This is a genomic window from Streptococcus oriscaviae (assembly GCF_018137985.1).
In the GTDB taxonomy this organism is placed as follows: Bacteria; Bacillota; Bacilli; order Lactobacillales; family Streptococcaceae; genus Streptococcus; species Streptococcus oriscaviae.
The window spans coordinates 1,572,924-1,595,484 of sequence record NZ_CP073084.1; the positions used below are offsets into that span (position 1 = coordinate 1,572,924).

General features: G+C 45.1%; 20 protein-coding genes, 1 tRNA gene and 2 pseudogenes. 21 read left to right on the forward strand and 2 right to left on the reverse strand.

Features of this window, described 5'->3' with window-relative positions:
- Positions 1-58 precede the first annotated feature (58 nt).
- The 3 genes from INT76_RS08030 (at position 59) to rpmH (ending at position 5,130) form a co-directional block, all read left to right on the forward strand.
- Positions 59-4,627 (forward strand): SpaA isopeptide-forming pilin-related protein, encoded by a 4,569-nt coding sequence (locus INT76_RS08030; RefSeq protein WP_212569935.1) that lies wholly within the window; start codon positions 59-61, stop codon positions 4,625-4,627.
- A 25-nt stretch (positions 4,628-4,652) separates the two neighbouring features.
- On the forward strand, positions 4,653-4,907 hold the full coding sequence (locus INT76_RS08035) for a DUF3021 family protein (protein WP_212569936.1): 255 nt from the start codon (positions 4,653-4,655) through the stop codon (positions 4,905-4,907).
- An 85-nt stretch (positions 4,908-4,992) separates the two neighbouring features.
- A complete protein-coding gene (gene rpmH, locus INT76_RS08040) occupies positions 4,993-5,130 on the forward strand; it encodes a 50S ribosomal protein L34 (protein ID WP_018368178.1) in 138 nt (45 codons plus the stop codon).
- A gap of 50 nt (positions 5,131-5,180) precedes the next feature.
- Here rpmH and INT76_RS08045 read toward each other — a convergent pair whose 3' ends face one another.
- Complete coding sequence (locus tag INT76_RS08045) at positions 5,181-5,999, reverse strand: Cof-type HAD-IIB family hydrolase (protein ID WP_212569937.1); 819 nt, start codon at positions 5,997-5,999, stop codon at positions 5,181-5,183.
- A 109-nt stretch (positions 6,000-6,108) separates the two neighbouring features.
- Between INT76_RS08045 and INT76_RS08050 the strand changes: the two genes are divergently transcribed.
- The 13 genes and pseudogenes from INT76_RS08050 to INT76_RS08105 all read left to right on the forward strand — a co-directional run bounded on the left by INT76_RS08050 (position 6,109) and on the right by INT76_RS08105 (position 17,922).
- Complete coding sequence (locus tag INT76_RS08050) at positions 6,109-6,879, forward strand: TatD family hydrolase (RefSeq protein WP_282960522.1); 771 nt, start codon at positions 6,109-6,111, stop codon at positions 6,877-6,879.
- Positions 6,872-7,438, forward strand: coding sequence for a ribonuclease M5 (rnmV, locus tag INT76_RS08055; protein ID WP_282960481.1), 567 nt, complete (start codon positions 6,872-6,874; stop codon positions 7,436-7,438). Before INT76_RS08050 ends, rnmV begins: the two co-directional genes overlap by 8 nt.
- Positions 7,431-7,547: pseudogene (locus INT76_RS11205) on the forward strand (DNA mismatch repair protein MutT); the annotation flags it as partial. The gene rnmV and the pseudogene INT76_RS11205, both read left to right, overlap by 8 nt.
- 125 nt (positions 7,548-7,672) lie before the next feature.
- Complete coding sequence (locus tag INT76_RS08060) at positions 7,673-8,731, forward strand: DNA cytosine methyltransferase (RefSeq protein WP_212569939.1); 1,059 nt, start codon at positions 7,673-7,675, stop codon at positions 8,729-8,731.
- A complete protein-coding gene (locus tag INT76_RS08065; protein WP_212569940.1) occupies positions 8,724-10,751 on the forward strand; it encodes an ATP-binding protein in 2,028 nt (675 codons plus the stop codon). Before INT76_RS08060 ends, INT76_RS08065 begins: the two co-directional genes overlap by 8 nt.
- Before the next feature lie 90 nt (positions 10,752-10,841).
- Entirely contained in the window at positions 10,842-11,255 is a 414-nt protein-coding gene (locus INT76_RS08070; protein WP_428843993.1) for an 8-oxo-dGTP diphosphatase, read from the forward strand.
- A 391-nt stretch (positions 11,256-11,646) separates the two neighbouring features.
- Positions 11,647-12,519 (forward strand): 16S rRNA (adenine(1518)-N(6)/adenine(1519)-N(6))-dimethyltransferase RsmA, encoded by an 873-nt coding sequence (rsmA, locus tag INT76_RS08075; protein ID WP_212569941.1) that lies wholly within the window; start codon positions 11,647-11,649, stop codon positions 12,517-12,519.
- A gap of 166 nt (positions 12,520-12,685) precedes the next feature.
- A complete protein-coding gene (locus tag INT76_RS08080; RefSeq protein WP_018166679.1) occupies positions 12,686-13,486 on the forward strand; it encodes an SDR family oxidoreductase in 801 nt (266 codons plus the stop codon).
- A 16-nt stretch (positions 13,487-13,502) separates the two neighbouring features.
- Positions 13,503-15,368 (forward strand): annotated as a pseudogene (locus INT76_RS08085) (BglG family transcription antiterminator).
- The gene (locus tag INT76_RS08090; protein WP_212569942.1) at positions 15,369-15,848 is read left to right on the forward strand and encodes a transcriptional regulator GutM; all 480 of its coding nucleotides are present in this window, start codon (positions 15,369-15,371) and stop codon (positions 15,846-15,848) included.
- A gap of 36 nt (positions 15,849-15,884) precedes the next feature.
- A complete protein-coding gene (gene srlA / locus INT76_RS08095; RefSeq protein WP_124776571.1) occupies positions 15,885-16,427 on the forward strand; it encodes a PTS glucitol/sorbitol transporter subunit IIC in 543 nt (180 codons plus the stop codon).
- 22 nt (positions 16,428-16,449) lie between these two features.
- Positions 16,450-17,439, forward strand: a complete 990-nt coding sequence (srlE, locus tag INT76_RS08100) for a PTS glucitol/sorbitol transporter subunit IIB (protein WP_212569943.1) — start codon at positions 16,450-16,452, stop codon at positions 17,437-17,439.
- 117 nt (positions 17,440-17,556) lie between these two features.
- Positions 17,557-17,922 carry a PTS glucitol/sorbitol transporter subunit IIA gene (locus INT76_RS08105; protein ID WP_212569944.1) on the forward strand — a complete coding sequence of 122 codons (366 nt, stop codon included), beginning with the start codon at positions 17,557-17,559 and terminating at the stop codon, positions 17,920-17,922.
- Positions 17,923-17,989: 67 nt separating this feature from the next.
- Here INT76_RS08105 and INT76_RS08110 read toward each other — a convergent pair.
- Positions 17,990-18,071: transfer RNA gene (locus INT76_RS08110), tRNA-Leu, on the reverse strand.
- Positions 18,072-18,216: 145 nt separating this feature from the next.
- Between INT76_RS08110 and rsgA the strand changes: the two genes are divergently transcribed.
- Genes rsgA through INT76_RS08135 form a run of 5 tightly spaced genes read left to right on the forward strand, consistent with a single transcriptional unit; the run spans position 18,217 to position 22,561 of the window.
- Positions 18,217-19,092 (forward strand): ribosome small subunit-dependent GTPase A, encoded by an 876-nt coding sequence (rsgA, locus tag INT76_RS08115; protein ID WP_212569945.1) that lies wholly within the window; start codon positions 18,217-18,219, stop codon positions 19,090-19,092.
- A 13-nt stretch (positions 19,093-19,105) separates the two neighbouring features.
- Positions 19,106-19,765, forward strand: coding sequence for a ribulose-phosphate 3-epimerase (rpe, locus tag INT76_RS08120; protein WP_212569946.1), 660 nt, complete (start codon positions 19,106-19,108; stop codon positions 19,763-19,765).
- The gene (locus INT76_RS08125) at positions 19,758-20,390 is read left to right on the forward strand and encodes a thiamine diphosphokinase (RefSeq protein ID WP_212569947.1); all 633 of its coding nucleotides are present in this window, start codon (positions 19,758-19,760) and stop codon (positions 20,388-20,390) included. Before rpe ends, INT76_RS08125 begins: the two co-directional genes overlap by 8 nt.
- A 1-nt stretch (position 20,391) precedes the next feature.
- On the forward strand, positions 20,392-21,630 hold the full coding sequence (locus INT76_RS08130) for a DNA recombination protein RmuC (protein ID WP_212569948.1): 1,239 nt from the start codon (positions 20,392-20,394) through the stop codon (positions 21,628-21,630).
- Positions 21,620-22,561, forward strand: coding sequence for a 3'-5' exoribonuclease YhaM family protein (locus tag INT76_RS08135; RefSeq protein ID WP_212569949.1), 942 nt, complete (start codon positions 21,620-21,622; stop codon positions 22,559-22,561). Before INT76_RS08130 ends, INT76_RS08135 begins: the two co-directional genes overlap by 11 nt.

The following is a 22,561-nucleotide window of genomic DNA, read 5'->3' on the forward strand; positions in this document are numbered from 1 at the left end:
AAGGGATGATTCAGTAAATACAAAGCTAATGAAAAAGAAAAATTAGAAAGGAATTAGCATGAAAAAGAAAATAGGGTCCTGGTTGCAACTAGTGGTCTTGTTAGCTGGATTTTTCTTACCTTCACTGGCTAGTTATCGAACAGTTGAAGCCAAGACAATTTCAGGTATCGTTACCTCTATGTCTGTGACAGATGCTGCCGGAAATCCGCTTACATCTGGGTTAGATATGTGGGGCCAATTTCGATTGTATGCTGAATTTGCCTTGCCAAACAATATTGTTGAAGAAGGCGATACAACAGTTATTCAAGTTCCGAACGAAATTACCTTCCCACTAACTGCTCCATTTGATGTGCGGACGACGGGTGGGGAACTGGTTGCGAAGGGTACTTTTGATGGCAGTACCAAAACAGTCACTTTGACGTATACCAGTTATGCTTCTGGAAAATCAAATGTGACAGGGAACTTCTTCTTCTATGGCCGTGTTGACCATAGTGTTGTGAAGACTGACCAAGACATTGATTTAAATATTACTGTGGAGGGAACCCCTATCTATGCAGGGAAAATCCACTATAATGGACCTCCAGGGCAGTATTCTTCAAAACTGGAAAAATCTGGTTGGCAGGATAATAATGACTCAACAAAACTTCAATACGAATTGGCCATAAACCGTGACATGTTATCCTTCCAAAATGTTGTGATAACAGACTATGTTCGTAGTCCAGGTTTGGAATTGGTTCCAGATTCCTTCCAGGTTTTCGCCTTGGATTGGGCCTGGGATAATGGAGATTGGACACATTCCAACCATGCAGATTTAACTGCCCAAACAGATATTCAGATTGCTAGTGATAAGAGAAGTTTTACAATTAACTTGGGGAACTTAACAAATCGAGGCATCTTGATTAATTATAAAGTCAAACTTCCGTATACTCCCGTTGATGGGGAAGTCTTCCTGAATGATGCGGCAATGAATGCGAACGGTTCTCTCGTTGAGGATGATACCGCAAGTACAACCTACTTTGTTGCAGGTGGTACAGCTGAAGGTTATGTTTTCAGCATTGATTTGACCAAGACAGACGAAAGTGGTCAACCACTTGCAGGTGCAGTCTTCGAAGTGACCCGTGACCGGAACGGTGTTGTTGTGGGCACTATTACAACAGGCACTGACGGCAAGGCTGTCTTTAACAACCTTCTTAAGGACAACTATACCATTCGCGAGGTAACCCCACCACCAGGCTACAAGCCTTTGGCTACGACTATCCCAATCGGTCCAGATGACTTTGGTACAACTAAGGTTGCTTCCCGGACCATTACGAATGAAAAGGATGCCCAACCGAAGCAAGTTTCCATCTCGAAGATCAATCTTGGTGGCCAAGAAATCGCAGGTGCAAAAATCAAAATCCGTGATACACAGGGTACGGAAGTAGCAAGTTGGACTTCTGAAGCAGGTAAGTCTAAAGAATTAACCCTGATGCCTGGAGAATATGTCTTCCACGAAGAAGCGGCACCAAATGGCTACCTAACCGTAACAGACATTACCTTTAAGGTAAATAACAACGGTGTGGTTAGCGTCGTAAATGCAAACGGGAATGCCGTATTTGTAGACCAAGTTGGCAAGCTGATCATTACTGACCAATATGATGAAACACCTAAGAAAGTGACCTTCTCTAAAGTCAACCTCGGCGGTAAAGAAATCGCAGGTGCCAAAATCGTCATCCGTGATGATCAAGGTGCTGAAGTAGCCAGCTGGACTTCCGAAGCAGATAAGTCTAAGGAATTAACCTTGGAGCCAGGGGAATACGTCTTCCACGAAGAAGCGGCACCAAACGGCTATGTGGCGGTAACAGATATTACCTTCAAGGTTAACTATGATGGTAGTGTAACAGTTCTCAATGCTAACAGCAACGCCGTTGAGTATAAGGATGGCAAGTTGGTGATTACAGACCAATATGACACAATGCCTAAGAAAGTGACTTTCTCTAAAGTCAACCTTGGTGGCGAAGAAATTGCAGGTGCGGAAATCAAAATCCGCAACACCCAAGGTACGGAAGTAGCAAGTTGGACTTCCGAAGCTGGTAAGTCTAAAGAGCTTAACTTGGTGCCAGGCAAGTATGTCTTCCACGAAGAAGCGGCACCAAACGGCTATGTAGCAGTAACAGACATCACTTTCCAAGTGAATTATGACGGTAGTGTGACCGTTCTTGATACCAACAGCAATGCCGTTGAGTATAAGGATGGCAAATTGGTGATTACTGACCAATACGACACAACCCCTAAGAAAGTAACCTTCTCTAAAGTCAACCTAGGCGGTGAAGAAATCGCAGGTGCGGAAATCAAAATCCGCAATACCCAAGGTACGGAAGTAGCAAGTTGGACTTCCGAAGCAGATAAGTCTAAGGAATTAACCCTAGAGCCAGGGGAATACGTCTTCCACGAAGAAGCCGCACCAAACGGCTATGTAGCGGTAACAGATATTACCTTCAAGGTTAACTACGATGGTAGTGTAACAGTTCTCAATGCTAACAGCAACGCCGTTGAGTACAAGGATGGCAAACTGGTTATCACAGACCAATACGACGAAACACCTAAGAAAGTGACCTTCTCTAAGGTCAACCTCGGCGGTGAAGAAATCGCAGGCGCTGCTATCCAAATCTTCGACGAGCAGCAAAACAAGGTCGAAGAATGGACTTCAGAAGCAGGCAAGTCTAAAGAGCTTAACCTGAAACCAGGCAAGTACGTCTTCCACGAAGAAGCGGCACCAAACGGCTATGTGGCAGTTACGGACATCACCTTCCAAGTGAACTATGATGGCAGTGTGACTGTTCTTGACACCAACAGCAACGCCGTTGAATACAAGGATGGCAAGCTGGTCATCACTGACCAATACGACACAACCCCTAAGAAAGTGACCTTCTCTAAGGTTAACCTTGGTGGTGAAGAAATCGCAGGCGCTGCTATCCAAATCTTCGACGAGCAGCAAAACAAGGTCGAAGAATGGACTTCAGAAGCAGGCAAGTCTAAAGAGCTTAACCTGAAACCAGGCAAGTACGTCTTCCACGAAGAAGCGGCACCAAACGGCTATGTGGCAGTTACGGACATCACCTTCCAAGTGAACTATGATGGCAGTGTGACTGTTCTTGACACCAACAGCAACGCCGTTGAATACAAGGATGGCAAGCTGGTCATCACTGACCAATACGACACAACCCCTAAGAAAGTGACCTTCTCTAAGGTTAACCTTGGTGGTGAAGAAATCGCAGGCGCTGCTATCCAAATCTTCGACGAGCAGCAAAACAAGGTTGAGGAATGGATTTCAGAAGCTGGCGTGTCTAAAGAGCTTAACCTGAAACCAGGCAAGTACGTCTTCCACGAAGAAGCCGCACCAAACGGCTATGTAGCTGTTACTGACATCACCTTCCAAGTGAACTACGATGGCAGTGTGACCGTTCTTGACACTAACAGCAACGCCGTTGAGTACAAGGATGGCAAACTGGTTATCACAGACCAATACGACGAAACACCTAAGAAAGTGACCTTCTCTAAGGTCAACCTCGGCGGTGAAGAAATCGCAGGCGCTGCTATCCAAATCTTCGACGAGCAACAGAACAAGGTTGAAGAATGGACTTCAGAAGCAGGCAAGTCTAAAGAGCTTAACCTGAAACCAGGCAAGTACGTCTTCCACGAAGAAGCGGCACCAAACGGCTATGTAGCCGTAACGGACATCACCTTCCAAGTGAACTACGATGGCAGTGTGACCGTTCTTGACACCAACAGCAACGCCGTTGAGTACAAGGATGGTAAGTTGGTTATCACAGACCAATACGACGAAACACCTAAGAAAGTGACCTTCTCTAAGGTCAACCTCGGCGGTGAAGAAATCGCAGGCGCTGCTATCCAAATCTTCGACGAGCAACAGAACAAGGTTGAAGAATGGACTTCAGAAGCAGGCAAGTCTAAAGAGCTTAACCTGAAACCAGGCAAGTACGTCTTCCACGAAGAAGCGGCACCAAACGGCTATGTCGCAGTAACGGACATCACCTTCCAAGTGAACTATGATGGCAGTGTAACCGTTCTTGACACCAACAGCAACGCCGTTGAGTACAAGAATGGTAAGTTGGTGGTTACGGATCAGTATGCACCGACTACAACAACCACAACCACTGAAACAACAACAGTTGAAACCACTACAGAGTCAACGACTACCGAAACAACCACGGAAGAAACGACTACTGAAGCAACAACGACAACTACCTCCGAGGAAGCAACCACTTCTGAAGGGGAAACCACAACCACTACAGAGTCAACCACAACTGAAGAACCAACAACCACTACTTCAGAAGTGACTACAACTGAGGAGCCAACAACGACTACTTCAGAAGAAACCACAACCACTACTGAAGAGCCAACAACGACCACTTCAGAAGCAACTACTGAAGAGTCAACAACAACCACGACCACAACTACGGAAGAACCATCGGTTCCTTCTACAACGACTGAAGAACCGCCGGCTAAACCGAAGAGAGTCTTGCCAAGTACTGGTGATAGCTCAACAATTTGGACTATCCTTCTTGGTTTGGTAATCCTTCTAGTGTCTGGTTTTGGCTTCTACTTCCACAAGAAGAGAGCCTAAACTGGTGGATGACCTTTAAAAGTGAATGAGAGAAAGGAGCCCTAAGAGTCGTCTTAGGGTCCTTTTTCTTTACCATTTTCTGGTAGTCTACACCCTCTATCTGCTTGCCAACCGCATCGGTGGGAATACTGAGAATTTCTTATCACTCGTCACCCTTATTCAGTTTTTATTGGTTTATGTCCTGGTTTGGGCAGTTGTTGTGTTTATGACACGGCAAAAGGTGACCAAAATCAATGAAAAATTGCGGGAGAGGAAACATTCACTTGACAAAGGCCACTAGTTGTTATAGAATGGATAGGTATGTTTAGTAACTGATCAAACTAGCCGGCTAAACGAATACGAAAATCTAAGAGGAGGTATTCATCGTGAAACGTACTTTTCAACCAAGTAAAATCCGTCGCGCGCGTAAACACGGATTCCGTAACCGTATGTCAACTAAAAACGGCCGTCGCGTTTTAGCAGCTCGTCGTCGTAAAGGACGCAAAGTGCTTGCTGTAGCATAAGAATAATTAGAAAACCAGCAGAAACTCGAGTCTGCTGGTTTTTTGCTGGTTTAATCTTGGTTGAGAATATATTTGGAAATGGCTTTGGCAACCCCTGATTGGTCATTGGTATCTGTCACATCATCTGCAAGAGCTTGGATTTTCGGATGAGCATTTCCCATAGCGATGGACAAACCTGCCCACTCCAGCATTTCTAAGTCGTTGTTGCCATCCCCGATGGCCATAACTTGTTGGGGCTGGAGCCCTAAGATTGTGGTCAGTTTAGCTAGGGAAGCAGCTTTGCTGATTCCTGATGGCAGAGCTTCAAGGGCATAATCCAGACTGCGGACAGGACTGAACTCTTCTCTTAACGCTTCTTCAAAGCGCTCTTGGAAGGCATCCAGAACCTTTTCTTCACCCATAAAAATCGGGACCAGAACAGGGATGTCCAGTGCTTTAAAGGCCTCCAGCCCCACATGGTAGAGTGTAGAAAATTCCACCTGAGCATCATGTCGGGCCGCCGCATTGACCTCTTGGCCGATGACATAATTCGCATCAAGGGTAAAGAGGACTAGGTTAAGGCTGGGAAAATCCTCGAGAAGACTGGCTAGATAGTCTAATTGCTCTATTTCAATTCCTGTCTGGTAAACGACCTGCCAGTCCTTGCTGTGGAGAATAAAACAGCCGTTGTTGCCGATGACATAATCGTCCATGGGAAGGGCTAGTTCATCCACATAAGGTTGGATGCCTGATTTGGGCCGGCCAGTACATAGAACGATTTGAATCCCAAGCTGAGCGGCCTGCTGAAGCGCCAGTTTGTTCGCGGCTGATATAGTTTTGTTTGAATCCAGCAAGGTGCCGTCCATGTCTAAGGCAATGAGTTTAATCATAGTTTTTTCCTTTTTGAATAGTTCTCTGATGCCATTGTAACATAAGCATCAATGGTCTGTCATCTATGGCCAAAAACGAGCCTCTCTGTGGTACAATAGAAGCATGACAATACAAATTTTTGATACCCATACCCACCTCAACGTTGAGCAATTTGACGGTCGGGTCCAAGAAGAATTAGACTTTGCCAAGGAAATGGGCGTCACCCTCCACAATGTAGTCGGTTTTGACCGGGCAACGATTGATAAGGCTATTGAACTGGCAGACCGGCACCCTGAAATTTATCTGACCCTGGGCTGGCATCCGACAGAGGCTGGCACCTATGACGAGGAAGCGGAAAGCTACCTACTCAAGGCCCTCCAGCATCCCAAGGTCATCGCCCTGGGGGAAATTGGCTTGGACTACTACTGGATGACGGCAGATAAGGAGACCCAGGCTCGGGTTTTCAAGCGGCAGATGGAGCTGGCTAAGGAACTGGACTTGCCTTTTGTGGTTCACACTCGTGACGCTCTGGAAGATACCTATTCGGTCATCAAGGAAGTGGGTGTCGGCCCGCGGGGCGGCATTATGCATTCCTTTTCTGGTACGCTGGAGGAGGCTCAGGCATTCACAGACCTGGGCATGCACATCTCCTTCTCGGGAGTCGTGACCTTCAAAAAAGCCAGAGAACTTCAGGAAGCAGCGCAAGCTTTGCCCCTAGAAAAAATCCTGGTTGAAACGGACGCACCTTACTTGGCCCCTGTGCCCAAGCGCGGTCGGGAAAACCGCACCGGCTACACCAGATATGTGGTGGAAATGCTGGCCCAGCTTCGCAACCAGTCGGTCGAGGAAGTGGCGAAAGCGACCTACGAGAATGCAAGGAGCTTGTTTAAGATTGACTAAGAAAATGAAGATACAAGAAGTCCTGGTGGTCGAGGGCAAGGACGATACAGCCAACCTCAAACGCTTTTACGAGGTGGACACCTACGAAACCAGAGGCTCGGCCATCTCAGAGGATGATTTGGAGCGCATCGAAAAGCTCCATAAGCTACGGGGGGTCATTGTCTTTACCGACCCCGACTACAATGGCGAGCGGATTCGGAAAATTATTATGCAGGCCGTTCCTACGGTCAAACACGCCTTTTTACAGCGGGACGAAGCCAGACCTAAGTCCAAGACAAAAGGCCGGTCCTTGGGTATTGAGCATGCCAGCTTCGAGGACTTGGAAAAGGCCCTGGCAGGCGTGCGTGGCTACTATGATGACGAAAATCACTTTGACATTACCAAGTCAGACCTGATGCGCCTAGGCCTCCTCATGGGCGGCGATAGCCGCAAGCGCCGTGAGTATCTGGGAGAACGCTTGCGCATCGGCTACTGCAATGGCAAACAACTGCTCAAACGCTTGGAACTATTTGGAATTAGTTTGACGGAAGTTGAGGAAGTGATGGGGGAGTATGAGTAGACAGGAACAAGTCATCCTAACCAATATGTGTATGATTATAGACGGTCAGCGGGTATTGGTCCAGGATAGAAAATCTGAAAAGTGGTCAGGACTTACATTTCCTGGAGGGGATTGTGTCATAATAATGACAGGTGCTTAAAACGCTGATAAATCAAGGATTTGAGCGTTCTATAAAATATAAATATTGTAAAAAGGTCAAAAATAGTGGTATAATTTAGAGTGGAGGATATTACCATGAAAATTAATGCTGTGGATCTGTTTTGCGGTGTTGGAGGGTTGACCTGTGGCGTTCAACAAGCGGGTATAAACGTTGTTGCAGGTTATGATATAGATCCTCGTAGTCAATTTGCTTATGAATTTAATAATAAGGCGAGATTCATATTAAAAGATGTTAAAGAAATTGATGGCCAGGAAATTAATAATCTTTATCCAGATAATACGGATATAAAAATTTTAATGGGTTGTGCTCCATGCCAACCCTTTTCGACATATAGTCATAAGTACAAGAACAATGAGAATACACTTCAGAAAATGGATCTTTTAGACTACTTTGGTCAACAAATTGAATATGTTCAACCAGATATTGTTTCCATGGAAAATGTTCCTCAGATGGCTAAAGAGAAGGTGTTTGATAACTTTATCCAAATTTTGAAAGATAATGATTATTCGATTGATTATAAAGTAGTTTACGCTCCAGAGTATGGTGTTCCACAAAAAAGAAAACGCCTATTACTTTTAGCCTCGAAATTAGGAGAGATAAAATTACTGCCTCCTCAATTTGCTAAAGATAATTACCCGACACTTAGGGAGACAATTGGAAATTTACCAAAACTAAAGGCGGGAGAAACTAATTTGAAAGATCCTCTACATAGAAGTAGAAAACTTTCCGAATTAAATATGAAAAGGATAAAACAGTCAAAGCCGGGTGGAACTTGGAAGGATTGGGACGAAGAACTTTTACTTGAAGCTTATAAGAAAAAGAGTGGAGCATCATTTGGATCTGTTTATGGTCGTTTAGAGTGGGACCAGCCTTCTAATACAATAACAACACAGTTTCCAGGTATCGGAAATGGTCGTTTTGGTCATCCAGAACAAGATAGAGCATTGAGCTTACGTGAAGGAGCGATGCTACAAACTTTTCCGAGGGACTATCTTTTTACAGAACCTGAACTTGGTGGAAATTACCCTATTGCACAAGTTGCGTTACAAATTGGCAACGCTGTTCCTCCTAAGTTAGGTGAGATTATTGGTCAGAGTATCAAACAACATTTAGAGGAGATTTATCATGACTAGTTTAAAGTTTTCAATAGCAAATAATGCTGTTACTCATCTAGGTAGAAATTTATATTCAACGACTCCGCCTGCTTTAGCAGAATTAGTAGCTAATTCGTATGATGCTTATGCGACTGAGGTAAATATAAAATTATCCAATGATTCTATTGTTATTATTGATAATGGTAAAGGGCTAGATTTAGTAGAATTAGAGCAAAAATATGCTATTATTGGTTCTGAGAAACAAGAAGAAGCTCCTATCAATGGGTTAGATGAGCGAAAACCAATGGGGAAAAAGGGTATTGGTAAGTTAGCCGCATTTAGTTTGGGAAATATTTATACAGTTTATTCTAAGAGCCGTGGCTCAAGCGCAAATGACTGGCTAAAATTTACGTTGAATTACAGACAGATGACCGCTAGTAATGATTATGATGTAGAAGTCACTGAGACAGAGCTACCGGAAGAGTTTTCGGAATTTGAGAGTTATACTTCAGGTTTTATAGTGAAAATTACAGATACTAGACGTCGTATAACAGAAGCCACTAGAAATAATATAAGAAAACAACTTTCTAGAAGGTTCTACATAAATCAGTCTAAAACTAACTTTAAACTAAAACTAGATGGTCAAGAATTAGAGTTAGCGTCAAATGAGTATTACAACAAAATTCAGTATGTAGTATATTTTGGAAATCTTGAAGAGGATGAAATAAAATCAAAGTTTGAAAATGTTGAAATACTTGAAAAGTACTCGAAAATTCCCCACATAGCAACCTATTTTTCTAATTCTAATATCTCTGGCTGGATTGGTACAACTAATAAACCAAAAGATTTGAAAAATGAGGACGGTGCAAGTTTTGCTAATATCATTATTTTAGCTAATGGAAAAATTGCTGATGAAGATATATTAAAGAGTAAGTCAAATGCACGAATAGCAAATAATTATATTGTTGGGGAAATTGTAGCAGATGATTTTATATCAAAATTGGATGATCCAATAACCTCTAGTCGCCAAGGCTTAGATGATTCTATTCCTGAGGTTGAAGAATTAATATTGAATTTAGACAAGGTAAGAGATTTTGTTATTGAACGGTGGGATGAAATTAGGCGAGAGAACGCTATAGAGAACTTACCAGAGAGAATTAAAAGTAATCAATCTTATACAGATTGGCTTTCTGGCCTTACTGAAGAACAAAAAAAGATTAATAATAAACTTTTGGATTTGTTTTCCAATAAATTGGATGATGATGTTGCGCTGGATGCAAATGCTGTAGATTCAATGGTAACTTCTATCTCTACTGTAATAAACAATATTGAAGCAGATGATTTGATTGCTAGTTTTGAGGAAGAAGAAGATTCTGATGCACAATATGCTTTATTATTCAAATTAATGACTAATATCGCAAAGATGGAAGACTTGAATCATGCTAATCTTATTAGGAAACGTCTTTCTGCTATCGAAAAACTAGAACGTTTGATGGCGGATGATTCAACAGCAGAAAAAGTATTTGAAAAACATTTATCAGATAATCCTTGGTTAATAAATCCTTATTGGAATGTGGATAGAAATACTCCAACAGAAACAGATTATTTAAGAAATCAAGAATTTTTTAATCTTGATAGAGGAAATGATGAATTTAAAAGGAATTTCTTGGATATTTCAATTAGGGTTGCAGAAGAGGAATATCCTATAATCATTGAACTGAAAAAGAATACTGCTGATGGATACGCAAGAGTTGACTTTAATATGATAAACGAACAGATTACTAACTATAGACAAGCTATGATTCAAAATATCCCAGAATTGCGTACAGTAGATGAAACAGATATAAAAGTTATATTTGTGTTATCAGAAAATACAGGAATGATAGGTGCTGGAAATAAAATAGAGTTTACTGCTAGAGAAAAACAGATGTTGGATATTAGTAATATAACAATATTAAAATATAGCAAAATTATTGCAGAAGCTAGAAAAATGTATCAAGATCATCTGAAGTATCAAAAAGAGGCTAAACTTATTCCTGATTTAAGCACTGATAGTTAGTAATACTTTTTTATGATAAATTGTATAAAAGAAATATAAAAGACCAATAGCAGATTCAATATCTGGATAAACTTGTGTTAAATCAAATATATAGTTAAAAACGCCTTAACCGCAATTCTTAATCTTAAAAGTTACCATTGGAAAGATATTGCCTTCCCAGGTGGTCATGTCGAACGTGGAGAGAGTATTGTTTCCTCCGTCATTCGAGAGGTCAAAGAAGAAACAGGCTTGACGATATCCAATCTCGAACTCTGTGGCATTCAAAACTGGACGGACCCTACTGACCATTATCGTTATCTGGTCTTTTGTTACAAAACCAGCCATTTTTCAGGTTCTATTCAATCTTCAGCTGAGGGGGAGGTCTTCTGGATTGACCGTGCAGAATTGAAGAATGTTCAGCTGGCTGACGGTTTTGAAACCATGCTGGACATCTTTGAGTATCTACAGTTGACTGAGAACTATTTTTGTTTTGAAGAGGGTGAGTGGCAGGTGGAGAATAAGTAGCGCTGGCAAGACTAAGAATCACCTTGACTTGACAATTTTCCTTGAAAAGCCTACAATGAAAATAGAAAAAGGTCACAAGCGCTAACTTGATGATCAGTAGGACCGTTTTAAAGACGGGACGGATTTGTAGATAACAGAAAAACCGCTACTTACAGACCGGTCAAAGTTGGAAGTGCGGTTTTACTGTTTATTTTTTTCGTTGAAATGTTAGGACCTATATTCACAGTTCAGTACTTCCACCTAAGGCTAGTTTTCAGCTACTCATCGTTAGTTTTTTTCAAAATACAGTCAGTATTCTCTCAAAAAACTGCCTTGATTAGCTAAAAACTATCTTTTATAAAGTAGATAGTTCGCTCAGCTTTTCTATAAAATAAAACAAGAAAGAACACACATGAGAATCGCAGACAAAAACGTTACTCGGGCCGTCCTTGAGCGTCACGGGTTTACCTTTAAGAAATCCTTCGGTCAGAACTTTTTGACCGATACCAATATTTTACAGAAGATTGTGGACACGGCAGAGATTGACCAGAATGTCAATGTCATCGAGATTGGACCTGGAATCGGAGCCTTGACCGAGTTTTTGGCGGAGAGTGCTGCCGAGGTCATGGCCTTTGAGATTGACGACCGCCTGATTCCGATTCTGGCGGATACCTTGGGCCGCTTTGACAATGTGACCGTGGTCAACCAAGACATCTTGAAGACCGACTTACAAACCCAAATTCAGAATTTCAAGAATCCTGACCTGCCCATCAAGGTCGTGGCCAATCTGCCTTACTACATCACCACCCCTATCCTCATGCACCTGATTGAGAGCAAGATTCCCTTCAGCGAGTTTGTAGTCATGATGCAGCGGGAGGTGGCCGACCGCATTTCTGCCGAGCCAAACACCAAGGCCTACGGTAGCCTGTCCATCGCGGTCCAGTATTACATGACCGCCAAGGTGGCCTTTATCGTGCCCCGTACCGTCTTTGTGCCCGCGCCAAATGTGGACTCCGCTATTCTGAAGATGGTTCGCCGCGAACAACCCTTGGTCGCAGTCCGTGACGAAGATTTCTTCTTTCGGGTGTCCAAGGCCAGCTTTGTGCACCGCCGCAAGACCCTCTGGAACAACCTGACCAACCATTTCGGCAAGTCCGAAGAAGTCAAGGATAAGCTGACGCAGGCACTTGGCATGGCAGAGCTGGAAGCCAGTGTCCGTGGCGAAGCCCTTTCTATGGCTGACTTCGCGCGTTTGGCGGATAGTCTGAAAGAAGTGGGATTCTAAAAGTAAGTTGCTCTACCCGAAAGGGTAGAGTTTTTTGCATAAAAATCGATAGTTGTGAATTAGGTCAGCAAATTTTTTTCCTCCAGTAAAAAGTGTGTCTTAATTATTTTGAGAAAGCGTTTTATACTAGACTTGTCAATCAATAGATTACAAAAGGAGGACAAAAATGGCAGATTGGTTAAATATTGCTGGTAAAACAGTGGTGGTCACAGGGGCTTCCTCGGGTATCGGGAAGGCCATAGTAGATGAACTGCTGGAATTGGGCCTTAAGGTGGCTAATTTTGACATTGCGGACAATGGAGAAAGCCATGAAAACCTCTTCTTTCAGAAGGTCGATGTGACCTCCAGGGAGCAGGTAGAGGCGGCTGTTTCAGCCACGGTGGAGCGTTTTGGAACCATTGATGCGGTTGTCAATAATGCGGGAATCAACATTCCCAGACTTTTAGTGGATCCCAAGAATCCCCATGGTCCATATGAATTGGATGATGCGACATTTGAGAAAATCACCATGATCAACCAAAAGGGGCTCTACTTGGTCAGCCAGGCCGTTGGCCGGATTTTGGTCGAAAAGGGTAAGGGAGTCATCATCAATATGGCTTCGGAAGCTGGTCTGGAAGGTTCGGAAGGCCAGAGTGCCTATGCAGCTACAAAGGCTGCGGTCTATAGTTATACCCGTTCTTGGGCAAAAGAGTTGGGCAAGTACAATGTCCGCGTCGTGGGTGTTGCACCAGGCATTATGGAAGCAACAGGTTTGCGGACCCTTGCCTATGAGGAGGCGCTGGGCTATACTAGAGGAAAGACAGTAGATGAGATACGGGCAGGCTATGCCTCCACCAGCACGACTCCCCTAGGTCGCAGCGGGCAGTTGCGTGAGGTGGCAGACCTGGTGGCCTATTACATCTCGGATCGGTCTAGTTATATCACAGGAATTACAACAAATGTAGCGGGTGGCAAAACCCGAGGATAAAAGTTGAGGTAGAAAAGTGGCAGTAGTCAATCGTTGGTATCGTATCTTAGAACTCTTAGTGACCCAGCAGCGTCTGACCCTGGAAGAGTTGCGCTCAGATTTGAATATCAGCCTGTCTACCCTGCAAAAAAGTATTGAACAGCTCAACGAACTGCTGGATTCAGACCTGCAAATCAAACAGGAAGGTCAGCTGGTCAGCCTGGAAGTCTATGATTATCGGAGGCTAGAAGATATCCTGGCAGGGAGTTTGCGCAAGGGAAGTGATTTTAATTCCTCCAGCAAACGGACTTCCTACTTAATCAGACGGCTGGTTCGCAGTTCCCAACCACTGCTGATTGATGACTTAGCAGAAGAAATTGGGGTGAGTCGAACCACCATCAACAAGGATTTGCGGTAGGTCAAGGACTTGGCAGCAGCCTATCAGGTGAACATCCTAGGAAGACCCAATCGAGGACTAGAAGTTTCTGGCTCAGAACTGAACTTGCGGCTCTTCTATATCCACCATGTCTATGCCTACTTTGACTCGGACAGTTTGACGGAGGAAAGCCAGTGCTTCTTAGAGGACTTGTATCAGACCTTCAAGCTGCCCAAGAAGACCCAGGACTTGCTCACAAAGGTGATTGCCATTACGATTGCTCGCCTGCGGAGGCGGCAACAGCTGCAGCAACCCCTTGCCTACTATACCAATGAACTGGCTGATTCAGACCTGGTGCACCAGTTGGTCTACCATATCGAGATGACCTACCACCTCTCCCTCAGCCAGTATGAGCAGGACTTTATCAGTTTTCCCCTCCATATCCAGTATATCGATGGGCTGCCCTATCGTCCCAGTCCGAGCAGAGAACTCTTGGCCCTTTTCCAAAAAATGGTCCAAAAGGTCAAGGAAACCCTGCTGGTGACCTTTAACGAGGAAAACTTGTATGTTGAAATGCACCGGCACTTGAAGTTTCTCCTCCATCGCCTCATCTTTCATGCGCAGGCCAAGGATATTTTCCATGGGGACATTCCCAACAGATACCCCTTGGCCTTTGAGATGGCCAAGGTTGCTGCCCAAGAATTGCAGCAATCCGTTGGCTATCAACTGGCCCTCTCTGAGTTGAGCTATATGGCCCTCTATTTTGAATTGGCCTTGCGAGAAGAAGAGTCGGACAAGCAGTTGCGAACACGAAAGATTGCGGTGGTTTGTACGACCGGTCGGGGAACTTCCAACATGATTTGCCGGCAACTGAGGCGGGTTCTGGGTCAGGGAATTAGCATCTCCCAGTATTCAGAGGAAGAATTTAATCCGCTAGAGGATGACGATTATTTCGCCATTTTTACGACCATCCCCCTCAAGCTGACGGGATTGAAATCCCCGGTGGTCCATCTGACAAAGCTCTTTGATGATCAGTGGTTAAAGGATGAGTGGCAGCGGGTGAATCGTTACCATCAGAAAAACCTGGAGACCATCACCTTGAAATTTGCCCGTCTTTCTGAGGAAGCCAGCTATCAGGCCTATTTGGAAAAGATGGTGGCTAGTCTGGAAAGGGAGGGTCTGGTGGACAGTCAGTTTCTGGACCGGACCCTAAATCGGGAGTTGCAGCAGTCCACTATCTTTGGAAATGGGATTGGTTTTCCCCACACCATCAATCAAAAAGAGGGCCAGACCATTCTCATGTTGGGGATCTTGGATCAGCCTCTTCAAGATGAGCTAGGGGTGGTGGAGTTGATCTTTTTAGTCGCCATTCCCCAACAAGTCCAAGACCAGATGGAAACGGAGTTGCTGGAATTGTACGATGACATTTTCAGGATTGCGAGTGACGCCTCTCTCAAAGGGGACCTGAAAAAGGTGGCAACAGAGGCAGAGTTCCTTGCATTTACACGAAGTAAAGGAGTCTTTTAAATGAACAGCATGATACTGTTTGGAGCATTTTGCGCGGCAGCCTATGTCCTGCAGATCCTCCTTGGCTTGAAACAGCTCAAAAACTTCAATGTCACCTATGGTCAGTTGAGGAAACTGGGCCGGGTTGCCATCGGACGGCGTTCTGGCAAGATTCAGTCTGGCACTATTGTCCTCTTTGCCCTGGATAGGGAGGGAAAAGTGCTGGCTGCGAAAAAGATGCAGGGAGTGACCATCCTGGCTCGTTTCAAGGACATGCCAGCCTATATCGGGCAGGACATCCACTATCTGGATTGCTACAATCCCTTGGTACGCCAGGAAAATAAGCTGCTTCAGATAGCCATAGAGGATGCGCGTGAGGTCTTTCTCCGCGTGGAAGCTGGCAACTATCAGGATGTTCCAAAATATGGCTCGGCCTTGGATGTGACGACCAATGCCAAGTACTTACTGTCGCGTTTCAAATATCATTTCAAAAAATCTTAAGACAATCGAGGAAAGCTCGAAGAAAAGGAGTTTAGTATGGATTTCATTATTAACTTTGCGGAAGGCTTTATGCGCCTCTTCCAACTGGGAGGAGAAACCTTTATTTCCTGGATGACAGGCATTGTACCGGTCGTTCTCATGCTCCTGGTGGCCATGAACGCCCTCATTGCCATTCTTGGGGAAGAAAAGGTCAATAAGCTGGCCCAGGTGTCTGCTAAGAACCCCATCAGTCGCTATATGATTTTACCTTTCATTTCAGCCTTTATGCTGGGAAATCCCATGGCCATTTCAATGGGGCGCTTTATGCCCGAATTTTACAAGCCAAGCTATGTTGCCTCCCAGATGCAGTTTTGCCACACCTCTAACGGGGTATTTCCCCATATCAATCCAGGAGAGCTCTTCGTTTGGCTAGGGATCGCATCAGGCATTGAAACCCTGGGCCTGAGCACCATGGATTTGGCCATTCGCTATCTCTTGGTGGGCTTGGTTATGAACTTCTTTGCAGGCTGGATAACAGACTTTACGACTGCCTGGGTCTGCAAGCAACAGGGCGTGACCCTCAGCAAAACATTGAACTAGAAAAGGACGAAGGAGAACAATCATGGCATATCAAAGCATCAAAGTTGTCAAAGGTAGCGGTGGATTTGGCGGTCCTCTCGTGATTACCCCAACGGAAGAAAAACATAAGTTTATTTATATTACTGGCGGCGGTGAAAAGCCTGAGATTGTGGATAAGATTGCCGCTTTGACTGGGATGGAAGCCGTCAATGGCTTCAAGACATCCATCCCAGATGAAGAAATTGCCCTAGCCATCGTAGATTGTGGAGGCACTCTTCGTTGTGGCATCTATCCGAAAAAAGGGATTCCGACCATCAACATCGTAGCGACTGGCAAGTCTGGCCCCTTGGCCCAATACATCACAGAAGATATTTATGTGTCAGCAGTGGGGCTGGACCAGATTTCAGCAACGGGGGAATCTGCAGTCGAAGCAAGGCCAGTGGCGGTAGAGCCAAAGGTTGGGACCTATGACACCAGCAAGAAAATTACCGAACAACGGGCAGAATCCAGTTTTGTAGCCCGCATCGGGATGGGGGCTGGTAAGGTTGTTGCCATCTTTAACCAGGCAGCCCGCGATGCCATCCAAACTATGCTCAATACCATCCTGCCCTTCATGGCTTTTGTTTCCCTCTTGATTGGGGTTATCAATGGCTCTGGCGTGGGGAATTGGATTGCCAAACTCATGGTTCCCCTGGCAGGAAATGTGTGGGGCCTCATCATCATCGGCTTCATCTGTTCGCTGCCCTTCCTTTCACCCCTGCTTGGACCTGGTGCGGTCATCTCTCAAATCATCGGAACCCTGATCGGTGTGGAAATCGGCAAGGGCAATATTCCGCCACAAATGGCTCTCCCAGCCCTCTTTGCCATCAATACGCAAAATGGTTGTGACTTTATCCCCGTTGCCCTAGGTTTATCAGAAGCAGAAGCGGAGACTGTTGAAGTTGGGGTTCCCTCTGTTCTCTACTCTCGCTTCTTGAGTGGCGTTCCCCGTGTCGTAGCGGCTTGGATTGCCTCCATCGGTCTCTACCAATAAGATTCTTTCTTTCAAAAAGAAAGGAAAAGAGTATAATAGAGGTGAAGAAAAGAGTGGGCTCGTTTCTAGAACCCACTCCTACTCTCACCAGCCAATGACAGAAAAAAGAGGAAAGACATGTCAGTAATTTTTGAAACTAGAGTGGTCGCCATTGGACCAGAAGCGCTCGGGATGATTGAAGGGGCAAATATGTTGATCCTCTTCGGCGAGGGCGCCCCTGCAGACCTTGCAGAATTTTGTTTTACCATTGATAACAAGGACCTAAAAGGCAGTATTCCAGTTGGGGGAAAACTCCGGATAGACCAGCAGGAGTTTGTGATTACAGCTGTTGGTAACGTAGTGGAGAAGAATCTTCGCAACCTCGGTCATATCAGTATTCATTTTGATGGTTCCCGCGCAGGAAGCCTTCCGGGCACCCTCCATGTTGAAGGGGAAAGCCTTCCAAGCTTACAGGATGGGACCGTGATTCAGCTCTTGGCTTAGCCAACCCCAAATATGCTAGATAAGCAAAACCCAAGCCAGTAATCTGACTTGGGTTTCTTGTTTATAATGCGGAGGAAGGGATTTGAACCCTCACACCCGATGGGCACATGCGCCTGAAGCATGCGTGTCTGCCGTTCCACCACCTCCGCGTATGTTTTATTATACTATTTTTTTCTAGACTTGGCTAGGGGTAGGGGTGAAAAAATTCTCTGGGAAAGGAAAACATTCCTATTTACAGTTATTTGCCTAGAATTTTGATATAATAGGGGGAAAGAAAAGGTTGAAGGAGTTCATTTGAAAGGTACAATTATCAAGGCTCTGGCAGGCTTCTACTATGTCGAGTCGCAGGGACAGGTTTACCAAACACGAGCGCGGGGAAATTTCCGCAAGAAGGGTCAGACCCCTTATGTAGGTGATGTGGTCGATTTTTCTGCTGAGGAAAATTCCGAAGGCTACATCCTCAAGATTCATGAACGGAAGAACAGTCTGGTCAGACCGCCCATTGTCAACATTGATCAGGCGGTAGTCATCATGTCGGCCAAGGAGCCTGATTTCAACGCCAATCTCCTGGACCGCTTTTTGGTTCTTTTGGAGCAAAAGGCCATTGCCCCCATCATCTATATTACCAAGTTAGACTTGGTGGACGATCGAACAGAGCTGGATAACTACAAGGCTGTCTATGAACAAATCGGCTATCCCTTCCTGTATGAACTGAACAGTCTGATTCCCCTTTTGAAAGACAAGTTAACAGTCTTTATGGGTCAGACCGGTGTCGGAAAGTCAACCTTGCTCAACAAACTAGTCCCAGAACTCAATCTGGAAACGGGAGAAATTTCAGACAGTCTCGGTCGGGGCCGCCATACGACACGGGCAGTCAGTTTTTATCCTGTCTATGGAGGGAAAATTGCGGATACCCCGGGCTTCTCCTCGCTTGATTATGAAGTCAAGGAAGCGGAAGCGCTGAATGACTGCTTCCCAGAACTGGTTGAAGCCAGTCAATTCTGTAAGTTTCGAACGTGTACCCATACTCATGAACCTGACTGCGGTGTTAAACCACGGGTGGAAGAGGGAATGATTTCCCAAAGCCGCTATGATAATTACCTGCAGTTCCTGAGTGAAATTCAAAATCGCCGGGAAACCTTCAAAAAAGTCAGCAAGAAAATCAAATAGAAAGTAGGCTCCTATGTCACATTATAAAATCGCTCCATCCATCCTCGCAGCAGACTACGCCAATTTTGAAAAAGAACTCAAACGCTTAGAAGCAACTGGCGTAGAGTATGTGCATATTGACATCATGGACGGTCATTTTGTACCCAATATCAGTTTTGGCGCGGATGTGGTAGCTGCTATGCGTCCTCACAGCAAGTTGGTTTTCGACTGCCACCTCATGGTGTCCAATCCTGAAAATCATATTGACAGTTTTGCGCGTGCCGGTGCAGATATTCTAACCATTCACGCAGAAGCGACCGTTCACCTGCATGGAACTCTTCAAAAAATTCGAGCGGCCGGAATGAAAGTTGGAGTGGTCATCAACCCAGGAACCCCACTAGTTACCATCGAACCAGTGCTTAACTTGGTTGACCAGGTTCTTTTAATGACGGTTAATCCCGGTTTTGGAGGACAAGCCTATATTCCAGAAGTAGCCGAGAAAATTGCGGACTTGGTGGCTTTACGCCATGCAAAACAGTTGCAGTTTGATATTGAAGTAGACGGCGGAATTGATGACAAGACGATTCGCTCTGCTAAGGCCGCGGGAGCTAATGTCTTTGTGGCGGGGTCCTATCTCTTTAAGGGAGATTTGGAAGCCAATGTAGCTAGTCTGCGAGCAGCTCTTCATGACTAAGCTAGCAGTAGTAGCAGGCGGAGATTTGGAATTGCTGCCAACGGCTTATGATGGCTACATCGGGGTGGATGCGGGCTGTCTTGCTCTGTTGGACAACGGTCTTCCCTTAGACATAGCGGTTGGAGATTTTGACTCGATTTCTAAAGAGGAGTTGGCAAGAGTTCAGGCTCAGGCAAGGTTAGTTATCCAAGCGCCTGCAGAGAAGGATGATACAGATTTAGAGTTGGCCTTGAAAGAGGTTTTTCAGCGCTATCCTGAGGCTCAGGTTACGATTTATGGGGCCTTTGGAGGTCGTCTGGATCACATGATGGCCAACCTCTTTTTAGCTAGTGAGCCAGCTTTGGCACCTTTTATGAGGCAAATCGAGTTGGTCGACAAGCTCAATCTAGTCCGTTTTTATCCTGCAGGTCAGCATCGCCTGTTTCCTCAGAAGGATATGACCTACGTTTCCTTTATGCCAGAAGGAGGAGGTCGTCTGAGTATTTGGGGAGCCAAGTATCCCTTAGATGAAGCTCACTATTTTTTAAAAAAATGCTACGCTTCTAACGAATTTATAGATAGGGAGATGAACATCGGCCTAGATAAGGGCTATGTCATTGTCATATACAGTAAAGATAGGAGGTAGAATGGAATTTCTACTTTTAGGAATGCTGGTCTTGTTGGTTTTTGGGGTAGGTCTAGTCTATATCAAACTGCAGCAACTCAGCAATCAAGCACAAGATCAGGCAGAAACAACAGCAGACCACTTGTCCGACCAGCTGACCTACCAGTTGGAGAGTCATGGTTATCAGCAAGCCCAAAAGCTCAGTCAGGAAGTGACCGAGCTACGCCGTGAACTATATCAACACTTAACCGAAATTCGACAGGATATTCACCAGAGCCTGCTCCAAAATCGTGATTCCACCGACCGCCGACTGGTGGCCATTCAGGAGTCTAATGACAAACGTTTGGAAGAAATGCGGCAGACGGTGGAAGAAAAGTTGGAGAAGACCCTTCAAACCCGACTGCAAGCTTCCTTTGAAACCGTATCGAAGCAGCTGGAGTCTGTCAACCGCGGTCTAGGAGAGATGCAAAATGTGGCGCGTGATGTCGGCAGCCTCAACAAGGTTCTCTCAGGAACCAAAAGCCGGGGCATTATGGGTGAGTTGCAACTGGGACAAATTATCGAAGATATTCTGACGCCGAGTCAGTACGAGAGAGAATTTGCGACAGTCAAGGGCTCCAGTGAGCGAGTTGAGTATGCAATCAAGTTGCCGGGGCTGACAGAAAACGAGTATGTCTATCTGCCCATTGACTCCAAGTTTCCGTTGGCAGATTACTACCGCTTAGAAGAGGCTTATGAAGCGGGAGATAAGGAGCAGATTGAGCTGAACCGGAAAAATCTTCTGGCTGCCATCAAACGTTTTGCCAAGGACATCCAAAGCAAGTATCTCCAACCTCCTCAAACAACCAATTTCGGTATTCTTTTCTTGCCAACAGAAGGACTTTATTCAGAAGTGGTACGCAATCCCATCTTCTTTGACGAGTTACGCCGTCAGGAAAATATCGTAGTAGCTGGGCCAAGCACCCTCTCTGCCCTATTGAATTCCCTGTCAGTTGGTTTTAAGACATTGAATATCCAAAAGTCAGCTGATGACATCAGCAAGGTCTTGGGCAATGTCAAATTGGAGTTTGGCAAGTTCAGCGACCTCTTGCTAAAGGCTCAAAAACAGCTTAATCAGGCCAGCAGCAACATTGATAAACTCTTGACGACCCGCACCAACGCCATTGAACGAACCTTACGGACGATTGAATTGTACGAAGATGAGCAGACTAAAAGTCTACTACAATTAGCAGAAATGAATGAGGAATTAGATGAAGATTAACCAGATGAAGGCAGATGAATTCTTTGACGGATTCTATCTGATTAAGGCCGCCGAAGTGCGGCAGACTCGGGCAGGGAAGGACTATCTAGCCCTGACCTTCCAGGACGATACCGGTGAAATTGAGGGAAAAATTTGGGATGCCCAGCCGGGGAAAATCAAGGATTTTGTAGCAGGTGTGGTTGTCTATATGCAAGGGAGGCGCGAGATTTACAATAACACTCCTCAGGTCAACCAGATTAGCCTGCGCCTACCAAGACTAGGCGAACCCAATGACCCAGCTGATTTTAAGGAGAAACTGCCGGTAGACGTGAAGGATACACGGGATTATTTGAGTCAGATTGTGTTTCGGATTGAAAATGCGACCTGGCAGCGGATTGTTCGCGCTCTTTTCAGCAAGTATGACAAGGAGTTTTATTCCTATCCAGCAGCCAAGACCAATCACCATGCCTTTTATTCCGGTCTTTCTTATCATACAGCCACCATGGTTCGTCTAGCAGATAAGATCGGGGATGTCTACCCTCAGCTTAACAAGAGTCTATTGTTTGCGGGGATTCTTCTGCATGACTTGGCCAAAGTGATTGAGTTGACTGGGCCGGACAATACCTCCTACACTGTCCGCGGGAATCTGATTGGCCATATCTCTCTGATTGATGAAGAAATAACCAAGGTATTGGTAGAGTTGGGCATTGATGATAGCCGCGAAGATGTGACGGTGCTGCGCCATCTCATCCTTAGCCATCATGGTCAGCTGGAATACGGCAGTCCAGTGCGTCCACAGATTATGGAGGCGGAAATCCTCCATATGATTGATAATATCGATGCGGAGATGATGATGATGCTTTCTGCCCTAGACAAGGTAGCTCCTGGAGAGATGACAAGTCGTATTTTTGCGATGGACAATCGCTCGTTCTACAAACCGAGGCTTGACTAG